Annotated in this window: 10 protein-coding genes; 4 read left to right on the top strand and 6 right to left on the bottom strand. The window is 46.5% G+C overall.

Annotation, left to right across the window (positions count from 1 at the left end):
• Window positions 1-48: 48 nt before the first annotated feature.
• Together AB4512_RS05855 and AB4512_RS05850 are read left to right on the top strand one after the other, a co-directional pair.
• Window positions 49-2,628, top strand: coding sequence for a TRAP transporter permease (locus tag AB4512_RS05855; protein ID WP_372174613.1), 2,580 nt, complete (start codon window positions 49-51; stop codon window positions 2,626-2,628).
• A gap of 107 nt (window positions 2,629-2,735) precedes the next feature.
• Window positions 2,736-3,173 carry a universal stress protein gene (locus AB4512_RS05850; RefSeq protein WP_048609641.1) on the top strand — a complete coding sequence of 146 codons (438 nt, stop codon included), beginning with the start codon at window positions 2,736-2,738 and terminating at the stop codon, window positions 3,171-3,173.
• 85 nt (window positions 3,174-3,258) lie between these two features.
• Here the strand turns inward: AB4512_RS05850 and AB4512_RS05845 are convergent, their stop codons facing one another.
• The gene (locus AB4512_RS05845) at window positions 3,259-4,221 is read right to left on the bottom strand and encodes a D-2-hydroxyacid dehydrogenase (RefSeq protein WP_372129595.1); all 963 of its coding nucleotides are present in this window, start codon (window positions 4,219-4,221) and stop codon (window positions 3,259-3,261) included.
• Window positions 4,222-4,257: 36 nt separating this feature from the next.
• A complete protein-coding gene (rluA, locus tag AB4512_RS05840; protein ID WP_102332750.1) occupies window positions 4,258-4,992 on the bottom strand; it encodes a bifunctional tRNA pseudouridine(32) synthase/23S rRNA pseudouridine(746) synthase RluA in 735 nt (244 codons plus the stop codon).
• 156 nt (window positions 4,993-5,148) lie between these two features.
• Between rluA and AB4512_RS05835 the strand changes: the two genes are divergently transcribed.
• Window positions 5,149-6,426, top strand: coding sequence for an NRAMP family divalent metal transporter (locus AB4512_RS05835; protein WP_372174612.1), 1,278 nt, complete (start codon window positions 5,149-5,151; stop codon window positions 6,424-6,426).
• Between the two features lie 92 nt (window positions 6,427-6,518).
• On the opposite strand, the gene rapA is transcribed toward AB4512_RS05835, so the two are convergent.
• Window positions 6,519-9,428, bottom strand: a complete 2,910-nt coding sequence (gene rapA, locus AB4512_RS05830; RefSeq protein ID WP_017062952.1) for an RNA polymerase-associated protein RapA — start codon at window positions 9,426-9,428, stop codon at window positions 6,519-6,521.
• Between the two features lie 466 nt (window positions 9,429-9,894).
• Here rapA and AB4512_RS05825 point away from each other — a divergent pair, with 466 nt between their 5' ends.
• A complete protein-coding gene (locus AB4512_RS05825) occupies window positions 9,895-11,274 on the top strand; it encodes a PhoH family protein (protein WP_017062953.1) in 1,380 nt (459 codons plus the stop codon).
• Window positions 11,275-11,382: 108 nt separating this feature from the next.
• On the opposite strand, the gene tldD is transcribed toward AB4512_RS05825, so the two are convergent.
• From tldD to AB4512_RS05810, 3 genes are all read right to left on the bottom strand, one after another.
• Window positions 11,383-12,828: a metalloprotease TldD gene (gene tldD, locus AB4512_RS05820; protein ID WP_017061366.1), complete on the bottom strand. Its 1,446-nt coding sequence runs from the start codon at window positions 12,826-12,828 to the stop codon at window positions 11,383-11,385.
• A gap of 19 nt (window positions 12,829-12,847) precedes the next feature.
• Entirely contained in the window at window positions 12,848-13,660 is an 813-nt protein-coding gene (locus tag AB4512_RS05815) for a carbon-nitrogen hydrolase family protein (RefSeq protein WP_017061365.1), read from the bottom strand.
• A gap of 94 nt (window positions 13,661-13,754) precedes the next feature.
• Entirely contained in the window at window positions 13,755-17,630 is a 3,876-nt protein-coding gene (locus AB4512_RS05810; protein ID WP_102393505.1) for a YhdP family protein, read from the bottom strand.
• Window positions 17,631-17,634: the final 4 nt, after the last annotated feature.

Below are 17,634 nucleotides of genomic sequence, written 5' to 3'. Positions count from 1 at the left end.
TGGTTGTTCGTAAGAAAAGGCAGACCATCAATAATAAGGATAAAGTACATGACGCAGACAACATCACCGTCTCCAGATGTGCAAGAAATGGTGGCACAATCAGATACTGGTGCGCGTAGCCCTCGTGGTATCCAAGGCCGTATTTTATGGTTTGTGCCTCTATGTTGGTCACTGTTCCAACTTTGGTATGCATCTCCGCTGCCGTTCATTTTTAACTTCGCAATTTTAAACGACACTGAAGCTCGAGCAATTCACCTTACGTTTGCTATTTTCCTAGCCTTTACCGCTTATCCAGCCATGAAGAATTCGCCTAGGGATCGCATCCCCGCAGTCGATTGGATATTAGCGCTTGTAGGTAGCTTTTCAGCTTCTTATATCTATATTTTCTATACTGAACTCGCTGAGCGATCGGGCGCACCAACAACATTCGATATTGTTGCGGCTGTATTCGGTATGGTTTTACTGCTTGAAGCAACACGACGCGCTTTGGGTCCACCTCTTATGGTTGTGGCAGCAGTATTCCTACTTTATACCTTTGGCGGCCCTCACATGCCGGACGTTATTGCCCACAAAGGTGCGAGCCTGAACAAGGCAATGTCGCATCTGTGGCTAACAACTGAAGGTGTATTCGGTGTGGCACTTGGCGTATCAACGTCATTCGTATTCTTGTTTGTACTGTTTGGTGCAATGCTAGAACGTGCTGGCGCCGGTGCTTACTTTATTAAAGTTGCATTCTCACTGCTTGGTCACATGAAAGGCGGCCCAGCGAAAGCAGCCGTTGTCGCATCAGGTCTGTCTGGTTTGGTATCAGGTTCATCTATCGCGAACGTGGTAACCACGGGTACCTTTACTATCCCGCTAATGAAGCGTGTTGGTTTCCCGGGCACTAAAGCAGGCGCAGTAGAAGTCGCGGCTTCAACCAATGGTCAATTAACACCACCTATCATGGGTGCAGCAGCCTTCTTGATGGTTGAGTATGTGGGCATTTCGTATGTAGAAGTAATCAAAGCCGCGCTACTGCCCGCTCTGATCTCTTACATCGCTCTGATTTACATTGTTCATCTAGAAGCATGTAAAGCAGGTATGACTGGCCTACCTCGTCGCCACACACCAACTATCGTACAAAGCTTACTGTCTTTCACGGGTACCATTTTAGGTCTGTGTGTTATCAGTGCCGTAGTTTACTACGGTGTCGGTTGGACGAAAGATGTCTTTGGCGATGCTGCAACACCAATCGTAACGGTGGCGCTATTAGTCGCTTATGTCGCTCTGGTTCGTGTATCAGCAAAATACGCATCTGAAGGCGGCATGGAAATCGATGCGGATCTCAAAGAAGTTCCGGATCCAGGTCCAACAATTAAGTCTGGCCTGCACTTCCTATTGCCTATCGTGGTGCTTGTTTGGTGTTTAACAGTTGAACGTTTCTCTCCAGGTCTGTCGGCATTCTGGGCGACCGTGTTCATGATCTTCATTCTGATCACTCAGCGTCCGTTAATGACTCTGATGAACAAATCAGACGATCTTGCAGAGCAAACTAAAGCTGGCTTCGTTGATCTCGCAGAGAGCTTGGTTTCAGGCGCACGTAACATGATTGGTATCGGTGTCGCGACAGCGGCTGCAGGTACGGTTGTAGGCGTGGTGACTCTAACGGGTATCGGTCTAGTAATGACGGACTTCGTTGAGTTTATCTCAGGCGGTAGCATCATTCTTATGTTGCTATTCACTGCAGTAATCAGCTTGATCTTAGGTATGGGCTTGCCAACAACGGCGAACTACATCGTTGTATCAACGCTGATGGCTCCGGTAATCGTGACCCTAGGCGCTGCGCACGGCTTGATCATTCCATTGATTGCGGTTCACTTATTCGTGTTCTACTTCGGTATTCTTGCGGATGATACACCTCCGGTAGGTCTCGCGGCGTTTGCAGCAGCGGCAATTGCGAAATCAGATCCGATTCGTACTGGTATCCAAGGCTTCACCTATGATATCCGTACCGCAATTCTACCTTTCATGTTCATCTTCAATACTCAACTACTACTGATGGGCATTGATTCTTGGTGGCACTTAGCACTAACGATTTTCTCATCTGTGACTGCGGTACTTATCTTCGCAGCTGCAACACAAGGTTGGTGGTTCACCAAGAACAAGTGGTGGGAAACGGTGCTGCTTATTGCATTAACCTTCACTTTCTTCCGCCCTGGCTTCTGGTGGGACATGATTTACCCAGAGAAAGTTCTTTCACCTGGAGTTGAGATCGCTCAAATCACAGAAAATCTATCTGTGGGACAATCACTTGAATTGAGAGTAGGTGGCGAAAACTTAGAAGGTAACTATTCTGAGAAAACAGTTCGCCTTCCGTTTGAAGATTCTGCGACAACAAGTGAAGACCGCATTGCTTCAATGGGCCTAATGCTGACACAAGCTGACGACAAGATGATTGTTGATATGGTTGAGTTTGGTAGCCCTGCAGAAGCCGCTGGCATTGACTTTGATTGGGAAATTAAATCAGTTATCCAAGACGCAGAACGACCAATGAAAGAGTGGGTATTCTTACCTGCCCTACTGATTTTGATTGGTTTAGCGATGAACCAAAGAAGGCGTGCTCGTAAGGATGAGATTAGCGCGTAATGGATAGAGCCAAGTAGCGCTCTACTCTATTTGGCTTTTTTACTACATGGAAAAGATAATTACAGCGTTTGGTATGTACTAAGCGCTGCTCAAAAAGAGACGAATACATGTATAGACAAATCCTTGTTCCCGTTGATCTTAACGACAAAGGCTTTTCTGATAAAGCCGTCGAGCTAGCGGTATGGCACGCGAAACACAGCAATGCTGAAGTCCACATTCTTAACGTACTACCGGGCATTCACATGTCGATGGTTGCGTCTTACTTCCCGAAAGATGCAGCGAACCAAATGAAGCTTGATGTGAAAAATCAGCTGAAAGAGTTTGCTGACAAGCACATTGACGATGAAGTGGTGTATAAAGTTCACGTTGCCGAAGGCAAGACTTACACAACGATCCTTGATTACGCAGAAAAACTGGGCGCTGACCTTATCGTGATGCCTAGTCATAAGCGTTCGAAAATCGACAAAGTTGTGCTTGGTTCTGTTGCAAGCAAAGTGGTACAGAACTCACCAATCAATGTATTGGTAGTTAAGCCGCAAGGCTAAATCACTTAATCGACACAACGATCTAAAAAGGTTGGCCTAAAAGCCAACCTTTTTTGTTTTTCGTTCACGCAATTTAATTCTTCAATCAACTCACTAAGTTCTGCGGATTACCCGCAACAAACCCATCAATATTGTCGATTAAGATATCAGACAGCTTTTGAATTGAACTGTCACTGCCCCACGCCACATGTGGAGTGAGTAATAAGTTCGGTAAGTGGCTATTAGCCAATAGTGGATTTGAGTTGTCGGCTGGCTCTTGTGTAAACACATCCATACCTGCGCCTGCAATCTCATGTTTTTTCAAAGCCTCAACTAGGGCTTGTTCATCTACTAGACCTCCGCGCCCGGCATTAATTAATACCGCGCTCGATTTCATCATTGTGAGCTCTCGCTCTGAAATCAGATTTTGGGTCGCATCAGTCAATGGGCAATGTAGACTGATCGCATCCGCTTGCTTCAATACCGTATCAAAAGGTAGATACCCTTCTCGACAAGACTCTGCTCCTTTTCGCTCGGCAAACATCACCTTCATACCAATCGCTTTGGCTAACATTGCGGTGGCTTGACCTAAGCTGCCACTCCCCATCAACCCCAGTGTGCTGCCAGCCACATCTTGAATCGGATGAGTAAAGAAGCAGAACTGCTTGTCCTTTTGCCACTCGCCCGCCTCAATGTCTTTATGATAACCAACAAGGTTTCGTTTAAGTGCAAACAGCATTGCGATGACATGTTCAGGAACCGATTGAATCGCATAGCCTTGCACGTTTGTCACTGCAATGTTTTTAGATTTGCAGTATTCCACATCGACATTATTAACACCGGTCGCTGAAACCGCGATCAACTTGAGTTTTTTCGCACCAGCGAGATTCGACTCATTGAGCACTACCTTGTTAGTGATCACCACATCAGCTTCTTCAACTCGCTCTGATACTTGCTCAGGAGCTGTGAAATCATACTCTACCCATTCATGCTCAAAGCTCAGAGGCTTTAAATGAATTTGAGATGGGATAGTCGCTCTATCGAGAAACACAACATTCAGCGTTGGCATTCTTCTTCCTTGGTTAGATCTATGAATCAGTCCATTCTAAGCTTTTAGCTTACTGTAGTCTGGAAGCTCAAGCGCAATTTCAAAGTGCTGTTCGATTTGTGGGGATGCTTGAGGATAAAAGTCACAGGGAACAAAGGCTTTAAACAATTGATTATTCGCTGGATGATAAAAGCTCAGCTCACACGCATGCAAAGCCAACCTATCACTGTATTCAAATGCTTCTGATGTTGCGTAAAACTCATCGCCCACAATCGGTGCGCCTATTTCCATGCAATGCACTCTCAATTGGTGAGAACGCCCGGTAATTGGCAGTAACTTAAGTAAAGTCGTTTGGAGTTCTTGCTGTTCTACCACATAACGAGTCTGTGATGATTTACCATCCTCGAAACACACTTTTTGCTTCGGCCGGTTTGGCCAATCGCAAATAAGAGGGAGGTCAATCAAACCTTCTGCTTCTTCTACTGAACCCCATACTCGGGCGTAATAGAGTTTGTGTGTCAGTCGATATTGAAATTGCTTCTTCAAATGACGCTCAGCTTGTTTGTGTTTAGCGAGCAGCATCAAGCCCGATGTCGACATATCCAAGCGATGCACCACCTGAATATCTGAAAAATCCACGACTAGGCGACTCCACATACTGTCGTAATGCTCTGGTAACCTCCCAGGAACTGAAAGTAAGCCAGCAGGTTTATTTACCACAAGAATATCGTCATCTTGATAAACAATATCAATCCAGGGGTCACGCGGTGGTGCGTAATGTTCTAACGCCATTCTAGCCTCTAGTTACTGTTAAATAATAACTTATGGTCAAGTTGTTTATTAAAAAATACAATTTAAGTCTTTTTTGTACATAAAAGTTGACGACCTTACAAAACATGGTATTGATAGGGGAACGGAAAATAAGAAGTCAGCATCAAAGGAAAAATGATGGACAGTACGGTTAAAACCACCAACACAAAAACACCAACCTCAGCTCCCCTATCAAGTTTAATTAAGTCTCTTGGCCCAGGCGTTATGATGGCCGCAGCGGCTGTAGGTGGTTCTCACTTAGTCGCCTCAACCAAGGCGGGTGCGATTTATGGTTGGCAGCTTGCCGCTCTCATTATCCTCGTTAACGTATTTAAATATCCATTCTTCAGAGCCGGCATCCAATACACGCTAGGAACGGGTCAAAGCTTGGTGGAAGGTTACTCTAACCTAGGCCGCCCATACCTTGTGATCTTTTCGATCTTGAGTGCCATATCTGCGGTCGTGAATACCGCTGCCCTGCTATTATTCAGTGCAAGCCTACTCAGTTACTTTGTTCCTTTCGATTTAGCCACTAGCACCTTGTGCATGATCGTTTTAGCGACATGCTTAATCATTCTATTCGCTGGCCATTATCGTGCTCTAGATACACTATCTAAAGCGATCATGGCGATCTTAACCATCACAACCTTAGCTGCAGTCGCCATTGCTATCGGCTCTCCAGTCGAACCTGATGCTGCTTTTGTTCCACCGTCGCCTTGGTCATTGGCTGCTATTGGTTTTGTCGTGGTGACCATGGGTTGGATGCCTGCGCCTATCGAAATATCAAGCATCACCTCTATGTGGCTAAAAAGCCAAAAAGAGAAGCAGGAAGTGACCGCACAATCAGCGCTGTTCGACTTTAACGTTGGCTACATTGGTACGGCGCTGCTTGCTTTAGTATTCGTTGCGTTAGGCGCGCTAGTACTTCACGGTTCGGGAGTTGAACTGTCTCGCTCCGGTGTTGGCTTTACTCATCAATTGGTCGGCATCTACGCTTCGACAATTGGTGAATGGTCTCGCCCGTTAATCGCTCTTATCGCTTTCTTCTGTATCTTTGGTAGCACCATTACCGTTATCGATGGCTACTCACGCGTGCTTGCTGAATCACAACGTCTATTATTCAAAAAAGATTCAAGCCCAAGAATGCTGCAAGGCTGGATAATCATTGTCTCTATCGCGGCACTCGCGATTGTGATGTTCTTTAGCGCAGCACTGATGCCTATGCTCGATTTCGCAATGGTACTCGCGTTTGCAACAACGCCATTCTTCGCTCTGCTTAATTTCATCTTGGTCAACAAAGCTAAGCTTCCAGAAGCGCTAGCCATTGGCAGCAAACTAAAATGGTTGTCTGTAGCAGGTCTTGTTTACCTATTTGGTTTCCTAGCGGTATTTGTTTGGTGGAAGTGGTTAATGTAACCAGCTACTTGAATTGTTAATTAAGCTACAGATACAAATAAGGCCTTCATAATGAAGGCCTTATTTCGTTGAAGCATTTCGCTAATTCAAAACTAGTTGTGAGAAACCACAATCAAGCGTAATGAATCTAGCTGAACCTGAGCTTTGCTGATGTAACCGGTCAGTTCATTGATTTGAGCTTCGATTACCTCTAGCTCTTCATCACGAATATTAGGATTCACGGCTTTAAGCGCTTGTAGACGCTCTAATTCACCGTTCAGGTTAGTCTGCATATCTCGTTGAGCTTGTTCACGCACTTCTTCCACTTTAGGAAGTACGTGCGTCTCACCCGCTTCGATTAGCTTGTGAATTTCACCTTGTACCGAGTTAACTAGCTTGCTCGCTAGGTGACGGTTTACAGGGCTTAATTGACGGTTAAAGCTGTCGAACTCAACCTGAGCTGATAAGTCATTACCACGGCCATCCATCATCAAACGAATTGGCGTCTTAGGCAAGAACTGGCTGATACCGCTGCGTTTCGGCGCTTGCGCATCCACAAGGTAAACCAGCTCAAGCAGGATAGTACCCACTGGCAGCGCTTTGTTTTTCAGTAGTGATACCGCTGATGCACCAACACCTTCACTCAGTAGCAGATCGATACCGCCCTGAATCATTGGGTGTTCCCAGCTAATGAAGTTCATGTCTTCACGAGAAAGCGCAGTATCACGATCAAACGTGATGGTTGCGCCTTCGTATGGTAAGCCTGGGTAGCTTGGCACCATCATGTGCTCAGACGGCGTTACAACCAGAGCATTCTCACCCTTGTCGTCTTGGTTCAAGCCAATCGTATCGAACAGGCTTAGTGCAAACGTTACTAGGTTAGTGTCGCCGTCAGTCGAGGCAATCTTCTCTGCAATTTCATGCGCTTTGTCGCCGCCGTTTGAGTGCATTTCTAATAGGCGATCACGGCCTTTTTCTAGATCTGATTTCAGGCTTTGATTTAGCTTGGCAGACTCTTCAATCACTTCATCAAGTTGCTCAGTGTTACCAGAAGCCAGCATCTCGATAAGAACATCTGAGTACTTATCGTAAACCGTGCGACCCGTTGGACAAGTTTCCGCAAATGCATTCAGACCTTCATCGAACCAACGCGCAAGGATCGCCTGTGATGTGCCTTTTAGGTAAGGAACATGAATGTCGATATCACGCAGCTGACCGATACGGTCCAAACGGCCAATACGTTGCTCAAGCAAGTCTGGGTTGAATGGAAGATCGAACATCACAAGTTGGTTAGCGAACTGGAAGTTACGACCTTCAGAGCCGATTTCACTACAGATAAGAACCTGAGCGCCGCCCTCTTCTTGAGCAAAGTAAGCCGCAGCTTTATCACGCTCTAGAATCGACATGCCTTCGTGAAATACGGTTGCACGCACACCTTCACGCTCACGCAGTGCTTGCTCTAATTGAAGAGCCGTACTTGCACGAGAGGCGATCACTAGGATTTTCTCGCTGCGCTTGTCTTGGATCTTTTCAATCAACCAGTTAACACGTGAGTCGAACTGCCACCAGCTTGAATCTTCACCTTCAAACTCTTGGAAGATCTCTTCTGGATACAGCATCTTCATTGCACGAGCTTCGGGAGCCATTTTGCCACCGATCATGCCAGATACACGCATTGAGGTTGTGTACTGCGTTGGAATCTCCATCGGCAGTAGGTTTACATTACGCTTAGGGAAGCCTTTGATTGCAGCACGTGTGTTTCTGAAAAGAACACGGCCGGTACCATGGCGATCCATAAGGTTATCAATCAGTTCTTGGCGAGCTAACGCTTGCTCTTCTTCGCTGCTATCACCTTCAATCACACGGAACAGAGGCTCAACATCTTGCTCAGAAAGCAGTTCCGTAATCTGGTTCTTCGCGCTGTTTTCAAGCTTCACTCCAGAGAACAGAGCCGTTACTGCATCAGCAACCGGTGCGTATTGGTCTTCTTCTTCAACGAATGCTTCGTAATCGTAGAAGCGATCAGGATCAAGCAGACGCAGACGTGCAAAGTGGCTCTCACGACCAAGCTGTTCAGGCGTTGCTGTTAGTAGTAGCACACCAGACGTATTTTCCGCTAAGCCTTCAACCACTTGGTATTCACGGCTTGGTTTGTCTTGGCTCCACTCAAGGTGGTGCGCTTCATCGACAACCAACAAGTCCCACTCGCCTTCAAGTGCTTGCTCGTAGCGCTTACGGCTCTTACGTAGGAAGTCCAAAGAACACAGAACGTACTGCTGGGTATCAAACGGGTTGTCTGATTCAGCAAACGCTTCAATACAACGCTCTTCATCGAAGATAGAAAAATGCAGGTTGAAACGGCGCATCATCTCTACTAACCATTGGTGTTGTAGAGTTTCAGGAACCACAATCAGAATGCGTTCAGCACGGCCAGACAGCACCTGTTGGTGGATGATCATGCCCGCTTCGATGGTTTTACCTAGGCCCACTTCATCAGCCAGTAAAACGCGCGGAGCGTGACGACGACCCACTTCATGAGCGATGTATAGCTGATGAGGGATCAAGCCAGCACGCATACCACACAAGCCACGCATCGGGCTCTTGTGTTGTTGGTACTGGTTGCTTAGCGCACGGTAACGCAACACAAAGTTATCCATACGGTCGATTTGACCTGCGTATAGCTTATCTTGTGGCTTGTTAAAGCGGATCTGGTTGCTTAAGAAGATTTCACGCAGAGTGACTTCTGTTTCTTGGGTATCTTCGCGAGTACCTAAGTAGGTTAGCAGCCCTTTGTCTTCGATAACTTCTTCGACAGACAGAGACCAACCTTCTTGGCATTCGATGACATCGCCTACATTAAACGTTACTCGGGTTACGGGAGCATCAGTACGTGCATAAACACGGTTTTCTTCTGACGCTGCAAACATTAGTGTCACTGTGCGAGCATCCATTGCTACAACGGTACCTAAACCTAAATCGCTCTCCGTATCGCTTATCCAGCGTTGCCCCAAAGCAAATGTCATGAATCGACTACCTCAATCTTATAGTTGGAATTTGGTCTTCTTAACTGCAGTTTTAAACAAGAACATTATCGCTCCTGAACTAAAAATATAGCCAAAAATGTCTAGTTTGCAGCCACTTTTTAAGTGCGCTCTCAATAATAAATATCTCGAGAAAATGGTGCAGAAAAAGGTCGCTAATCTTACTCGATGCTGTGATTTAGGTCACGCCTAAAGGAGATGATTTCATGCTTTTTTTCTGTTTTCGCCAGTGCAATCAAACTGTCAAAAATTCATGGTTAATCTATAGGTAGCAGATTGCTGCTCTCAAACGAATACACCATATTCACTCGTAACGATATGGTGCTGTTCCTCTAGATGAAGTTTAGGTGAGTAGTTGACTATCACCAGAATCAGATACTAATCTTTATATGAGCTTTATCTACGTTCAATGAATGCAAGGCAAGCCGCACGTCGGCAAGGAGATGCTATGGGCGAGACCAACCGGAAGCTATTTGTTTTAGACACCAATATCCTACTTCACGAACCCTTCGCTATATTTTCTTTCCAAGAGCACGATGTCGTTATCCCCATGACAGTGCTAGAAGAACTCGACAGAATCAAAGACAGTAAAAGAGACGTTGCTCGAGATGCGAGAATTGCGATTCGAACGCTCGAAGACCTGTTCAGGGAAGCCACACCAGACCAAATATCGGAAGGCATCCCTTTTTCTAAAGACATAAATGCATCTGGCAGTATTTCAATACTCGCTGACTACGAACTTCAAGAAAGCATCAAAGCCTTTGCCGATGACAAGGCGGGCGATAACCGAATCCTCAACGCTGTCCTCTATCTTCAAAATAAACGCGCACCACGCGAAGTGGTTCTCATCACCAAAGACATCAATATGCGTTTACGAGCAAAAGGCGCCGGTGTACGTTTTGTTGAAGACTATCAAACTGACCAACTGATTGATGATATCCAATACCTCACCAAAGGCTTCCAACAACTGGAAGGCTCATTTTGGGATGGTATCGATAATGTCGAGAGCAGAAGTTTAGGCGGCAAGACGCTGCACACCTTAGCAAGAGCGCCGTTCGAGCCAACCTTCCTCAACCAATATGTGATTGACGAAGAAAGTGACTTTGCCGCTCGAGTCGAGGAGATTGAGCCGGAAAGCATTACCCTGAGAGACCTCAGCCGCGAAAGATTGATGAATCGCAGAGCATGGGACATCACACCAAAGAACGTCTATCAAGGCATGGCGATTGATGCGCTGCTCGACCCTGATATTGATCTTGTGATTCTCACTGGCGCCGCAGGTAGTGGTAAGACACTGCTTGCTATGGCTGCTGCACTTGAACAAACCATTGAACGTAAGCAATTCGATAAGATCATCGTAACCCGCAACACCCCTGATATTGGTGAATCGATAGGTTTCCTTCCGGGTACAGAGGAAGAGAAAATGTTGCCTTGGTTAGCCGCAGTGACCGATACACTGGAAGCGCTGCACAAGAACGACCACTGCACAGAAGGCTCGATGAAGTACATCTGTGACAAAGCCAATATCCAGTTCAAATCAATCAACTTCATGCGTGGCCGCTCGATTCAAAATGCCTTTGTGCTTTTGGATGAGTGTCAGAACCTCACCGCTTCACAGATAAAAACCATCATCACCCGTTGTGGTGAAGGTACTAAGATCGTCTGCTCAGGTAACTTAGCGCAGATAGATTCTTCTTACCTAACCCCTGTGACTTCAGGCTTAACCTACATGGTTGAGCGTTTTAAAAACTTCGAAGGCAGTGCCAACATCCACCTCAATGGTGTGGTGCGTAGCCGACTAGCTGAGTTTGCGGAAGAGAACATGTAGTGACTCTATACGCTCACTGAATCAGTAATCTAAAAACAAAAAGCGCCTCACATTGGAGGCGCTTTTCAATTTAATATTTTGAAGTAAGTCGGCAGAGGTTAGTCTGAATTACTCAGTACCACCAACGGTTAGCGAGTCTAGTTTCAATGTTGGTTGACCAACACCCACTGGCACACTTTGACCAGCCTTACCACACACACCCACACCACGGTCGATGCTTAGGTCGTTACCCACCATAGACACCTGCTGCATCGCTTCGATACCAGAACCGATTAGCGTCGCGCCTTTCACTGGGTGAGTGATCTTACCGTTTTCAATCATGTACGCTTCAGACGCTGAGAATACGAACTTACCTGATGTGATATCGACCTGACCGCCACCGAAGTTCGGTGCGTAGATACCTTTCTCAACCGTCGCGATGATCTCTTCCGGTGTGTGTTCGCCCGGTAGCATGTATGTATTCGTCATACGTGGCATTGGAAGATGCGCGTATGACTCACGACGACCATTACCTGTCGGTGCTACACCCATTAGACGAGCGTTCAGCTTATCTTGCATGTAACCTTTTAGGATGCCGTTTTCGATTAACGTATTGTACTGACCGTTAACACCTTCATCATCGACGTTCAATGAACCGCGTAGATCCGTTAATGTACCGTCATCGACAATCGTACATAGGCTTGAAGTTACTTGCTCACCAACTTTGCCGGAGAATACTGACGACTCTTTACGGTTGAAGTCGCCTTCTAAACCGTGGCCTACCGCTTCATGCAGCAGAACGCCCGGCCAACCAGAACCAAGAACCACAGGCATGGCACCAGCAGGCGCAGCCACTGCTTCAAGGTTAACTAATGCTTGGCGAATCGCTTCATCCGCAAATTGGTAAGCAACTTGAGTGCCTTTGTCATCACTTAAGAAGAAGTCGTAACCAAAACGGCCACCACCACCAGCGCTACCACGCTCACGACGATCACCCTTCTGTGCAAGTACGCTAATAGACAAGCGAACCAGCGGACGAATATCACCAGCGTAAGTGCCATCAGTCGCAGCAACCAGCATCTGCTCATGCACACCACTTAAACTCACCGATACTTCAGTCACCATCGGCTCTTTAGTGCGAATGTAAGCATCTAATGATTTTAGTAATTCTGTTTTCTGCTGTTTTTCCCAACTCGCAAGCGGGTTAACTGCATCATAGTAAGCTTGATTAGAGTTGCGTTTGAACGCTTGAACCTTGCCGTTTTGACCTTGTTTAGCAATACCACGAGCCGCAATTGCGCTCTGCTTAAGACCATCCAATTGGATTTGGTCAGAGTAAGCAAAACCAGTCTTTTCACCAGATACTGCACGAACGCCAACACCGCAATCGATATTGAAAGAGCCGTCTTTAATAATGCTGTCTTCTAGCACTAAAGATTCGTGCCAGCTTGACTGAAAGTAGATATCAGCATAATCAATTTGGCGGGTAGCAATACTCGCCAATGTATCTGCGATATTTTGCTCCGTAAGCCCTGTCGGGTTCAGTAGCGCTTCTTCAATTTGATTAATGCTCATAGATGGCTCTTGTTTGTAATTAAAATTGATTGGTAAATCGAGAGTGTTGCGCGATGGGCATATTTTGCCTAATGGACTCGCAACTGGATGTGTCTATCTCAACCACCATACTTTTAGGATCTTGGTCTAACTGTGCGACCACTCGTCCCCATGGATCAACCACCATTGAGTGTCCCCATGTTTCTCTTTGGCAAGGGTGTTTTCCGCCTTGACCTACCGCGACAATCCACGACTGTGTTTCAACCGCGCGGCATCTTAATAGTACTTCCCAGTGCGCTTGACCCGTTACCGCTGTAAAAGCCGCAGGCACCACAATGATTTGTGCCCCTTGCTTACGTAACTCTGAATACAAGTGTGGAAAGCGCACATCATAACAAATACTCAAACCTAAGCGACCAAAAGGCGTTTCCGCTGTCACAACTTGGTTGCCCGGAGTGAAAATATCCGACTCTCGATAGCACTTATGGGCGTCAGCGACATCCACATCAAACATGTGTAGCTTGTCGTAATGAGCAACGAGGCAACCAAAATCATCAATCACCAAGGTGGTGGTCGTCACTCCGTTAGTTGTGCTTATCGGCATACTGCCAATGACGATCCAAATTCTGTGAAGCTTTGCTAGCTCAGAGATTTTCTTTTGCAGTGGGCCATCATTAAAAGGCTCAGCACACTGGTGATAGTCGGCTTTACTGCCAAAAACTAACGCGTTTTCAGGGCAAACAACCCACTTAGCCCCCAACTCTTTGCACTTTGCAACTTCTTGAGCAAGGTACTCAAAGTTCAATTCAGGGCTGGGGCCAGATGTCATTTGAATCAACCCAACACAATCCATGTGTATCGATCCTCCATTCATTATGATTCAGAAATCAGCATTTCACCGTATATTCGCTGACTCGGGCATAAGGTCTTTTCGGCTAATTTAAGGCCTATTCGGCTAATTTTCTCAGCTTCTCTGGCAGCTGAAACTCGCCAGAGCTACGAGAAAGTTCGCTCACCGTTGGTGAATCCAATGGTCCTTTCACCGAATAATTTACTTGGGTAAAGACTTCCACAACTGGCGAGATAACCGTGGTCACCGCCAATACGTACAGCGCCGTTTGAGGGGTTACCGCAAAGGCCGTTAATACGGGAATACCCGAGGTAATATCTGGGGTAAAGTTCACCTCAGCATCAACCTGACGCGTGTTGAGGTTAGCGATACCTTTGATTTTCATCTCACCTGCGACCGCATCCATGTTCAGATCATTGGTCAGGAAGATACCATTTTGAATCTCGCCCGTTCCGGTGATGCTGTTGAAGGCCATACCTTTATCAAACACATCTGAGAAATCGAGCTGCATCTTACGGATGATCGAATCTAGGCTAAACAGGCCAAGTAATCGAGCTGCGCCGCTCACATCCGAGATAATGCCTTTACCAAACTTGGTTTTAACGTTGCCATCAAGGGTATCCATTTTGATTCCCCAAGGCGAACCATCCCAATTTAGTTGACCTTCCAACGCGAATGGCGCTTTTTGAATCCCGGAAGTAATACCAAAGCGCTCCATGAGCTCGCTGTTGTTTTCACCTTCAACATCAACGGTTAACGATGAATGACTCTTGTCACCTTGCAGTTCCCACCAGCCACTCACATCCGCTTTGTTACCGCCGCTTCGCACCTGGATTTTGTTCCACTCGATACGATCTTCGTTCCTCGTCATTTCAACATCGACCTTACCCACCTTGTAGCCTTGCAGCCAAAAGTCGTTCAGCGTCAGGGTCAGGTTTGGCATCGCATCGTGGATCTCTCTATCCAATTTGGATATCAATGGCGCAGCTTGTTCTTTACGTTGCAGCAGTTGCTGATCTTGGTTGTTCTTATCACTCCACTCAGGAACAAACAGATGCAGACGATCCAGTGAAACTGTCAAATCATAAGGAGGCAGGTAGTTAATATCCCCTTCTAGCTCTTGGCTAGACACTTCCATTTGCCACGCCTGTTTGTTCTTACGAGCACTAAAATCGACGTCATTCCAAGAGATACCACCCAAGATCAGCTCTTTACTCTCAAAGGTAATACGGCTTGGCGCAGGTATGGTTGGCGTGTTCATTTGACTAAGTACAGCCGTTGAAGGCTTTACCGGTTCCATTACAACCGATAACCAATCATCGGCATTGAATTTGTCTGTACGAATCAGTGCGTGATGGCCCACCACCGGGCTAATTTTGTAGCCACCGCGACCAAGCACTAAGTTGGTCGCCGTTAACTCAGGCACGTCGCCTGTGATATCAATCTCAGCTTGGTACTTGGTGTTTGGCAATTGCAGGCGCGCGGTAATCGTCTCTTGGTTACCCGATGCCTGTAGCCTTGCAGAGCCACTTTCTAGTGATTTTTTCGCCAATGGATATGGGTAATCACTCGCCAAGTATTTTAGGTCTGACTGTAAGTCTAGTTGGTAGGTAAAGCCGATATCATTCAGCTGGATATCAATCTGGCTTTGCCATTGCGCATGACCTGATAAGCGGCTTAACCATTGCTCACCGATGTAAGGTTCTAGAGGCTTGACGTCCCAATCACCTAACACATCAATATCAACTGCATAGCCAGGACCATCATTAAGGCCCTTAAAATCAAGCGAGATACCTTGGTTAAGCAGATCCGCAGCGAGGCCATTTGCCGTCACTACGTCATTATCAAATTCAATTCGACCCGTGGTGTTCTCGAGCACCATTGGCGGCGCTTCAATCTCAACATGGTTGCCACTTAAGTCGGCGTAACCCCATGCTCTTGCTTCTTTTTCAGAATCAAACGGAATATTCAGCTGGAACTCAGAAGAGACATCACCACTCACTTGAAGTGCGGTTAAGGCTGCGCCTACCGAGCCCACCAGTGGCGAAGACGTCATGTAATCGCGTACTGCGTTGCCAGACGCCGTCGCTTTAGCTTCAATTTCAATATGGCCGCCTTCCCCTAAATAAGGAATGCGTCCTGTGATTCGATCTGCCGTCACATCCATCAGTTGAGCTGAGCGAGAATCCAGATGCATCGCATCATTTTCAAACAACAGATCAAGCTGAAGATCAGTAATCAGTGGCCACGCGGTATCAAAGCTGAATTTCGCATCTTCTAAGCCAACCCAAACCTGGAAAATACCATCGTGGTTAGTGTATGGATATTGAGACAAATCACCATGCCACAACAGTTTTACGGTATCCGCTTTACCGGCTTGAATCGCAGTTGAAAGGTAGTCTGTTAGATCTTGCCCAAGAGCCAGTGTAGGTAAGTAGCGCCATGTTTCACCGACATTGTAAGCGTCCGCTTCGCCGTAGAAGGATAAAAACGGGCTCGCATCTTTTGGGAAGTCTAAGCGGAATGCGCCTAGTACTTGTAAATCGGGGGTGGCAGCTGTGATTTTGTCTGACCACAGCTTCCAGCCGTTTTCATCTTGCTGCCAAACAATATCAACCTGACCTTGTTTGATATTCAAAGGCGCTTGGAATACGTCACCATAAGGGAACACATCGTCAATAACATGCAGGCTAGCTTTCGCTTCCGAGGCCGAACCAAACACACTACCAGACACTTGGCTAAAGCCTGGGACTAGTTCCCACTGCTCGATAGCAAGATCAGAAAAACTGGCTGAATAACGTAAACTGTCAATTCCCGAACCCATGGAAACACGGATATCAGAAACAGAGCCGCCCGGCGCCAATACGTTAATCATTTTGGTTGATTGTTCAGAGTCAGGCAGCAGCTTAATCAACGGAGTAATAGTCGCAATATCCAGCTCAGAAATGTTGAGTTGCCATGGACCTTGATTCCACTTGAACGCTACGTCGAGTTCCGGCCAAGGTGTGTCATCCGTTCTAAGGTTTAGTGAGTGACCATTTACTTGCCAACCATCATCCGTCGGCGACAACTTAAAGACACCGGACTCAAGCATGAGGTCATGCTCGCCATCTTCGTTCCACGCCAGTTCTGAGGGTAAAACCTCAACATAAGCGCTCACTGGCTTGCTATTTCGCAGCGTAAGCCAGCTATTCAAGCTCACAGTACCCGTTTCAATGCCGGATTCCGCCTGCATATAATGCGTAAGCCATGGCTTAACAGAAATGCTGTCGGCACTGACATAAAACTCACCAGTCACATCAGTCAGTGACCCACCATCAATAAAGTTAGCACTCACTGACAGAGAGTTTAGATTGGCATCTTTGATACTCACCACACCTTCAGCAAGGTGATGTTTGTCTGAATTTTGCCATTTTAAGGTTTCTATATCGAGCTGACGTTCTTCACCCGAAACAGAGTGATAAAGAATAGAAGAATCTTTTGCAGTTACATCGACGAGTGTTTTTAGCAGTAAATTATCGAGCTCTTGTATCACTCGCTTGGAAGACTCGGGATCTGTAGGTTCGTCTTTGCCATTTTGTCCGGCAAACAGATCAATTGAGCGGATATCAAGATACATTTGATTCATGACTAGATCGGCCACAACCGGGCGCATCTGCACGAGCGATTGAATCAAGTCAAACTCGACTTCAACACGCTCAACAGAGAAGGTCACATCTTCTGCATTGGGGAGGCTAGCTTTAACGCCTTGCAGAGCAATAGAGGGGTGAGTGTTACGCCAAAAACCGCCCACATCTTGAATCGAAAAATCAAAACCGGAGTGTTGGTTTACCCAAAGCTCAATTTCAGATTGATACTTGTTTAAATTGGGCAAGGCTACACGCAGTGTAGTAACGGCAATGGCTAGCGTTACTAAGAGAGTAACCACTAACCATAAACATGCACGTAGAATCAGAGTAACGCTTGAGCTCACAAAA

Source organism: Vibrio sp. 10N.222.52.B7 (genome assembly GCF_041474275.1).
Taxonomy (GTDB): domain Bacteria; phylum Pseudomonadota; class Gammaproteobacteria; order Enterobacterales; family Vibrionaceae; genus Vibrio; species Vibrio crassostreae_C.
This window is presented reverse-complemented; position numbering and strand designations above follow the sequence as displayed.

Bases quoted from the DNA above. Each gene is read 5' to 3' on its own strand.
- AB4512_RS05855 (WP_372174613.1), top strand. From the start codon at position 49: ATGACGCAGACAACATCACCGTCTCCAGATGTGCAAGAAATGGTGGCA.
- AB4512_RS05850 (WP_048609641.1), top strand. From the start codon at position 2,736: ATGTATAGACAAATCCTTGTTCCCGTTGATCTTAACGACAAAGGCTTT.
- AB4512_RS05845 (WP_372129595.1), bottom strand. From the start codon at position 4,221: ATGCCAACGCTGAATGTTGTGTTTCTCGATAGAGCGACTATCCCATCT.
- rluA (WP_102332750.1), bottom strand. From the start codon at position 4,992: ATGGCGTTAGAACATTACGCACCACCGCGTGACCCCTGGATTGATATT.
- AB4512_RS05835 (WP_372174612.1), top strand. From the start codon at position 5,149: ATGGACAGTACGGTTAAAACCACCAACACAAAAACACCAACCTCAGCT.
- rapA (WP_017062952.1), bottom strand. From the start codon at position 9,428: ATGACATTTGCTTTGGGGCAACGCTGGATAAGCGATACGGAGAGCGAT.
- AB4512_RS05825 (WP_017062953.1), top strand. From the start codon at position 9,895: ATGGGCGAGACCAACCGGAAGCTATTTGTTTTAGACACCAATATCCTA.
- tldD (WP_017061366.1), bottom strand. From the start codon at position 12,828: ATGAGCATTAATCAAATTGAAGAAGCGCTACTGAACCCGACAGGGCTT.
- AB4512_RS05815 (WP_017061365.1), bottom strand. From the start codon at position 13,660: ATGGATTGTGTTGGGTTGATTCAAATGACATCTGGCCCCAGCCCTGAA.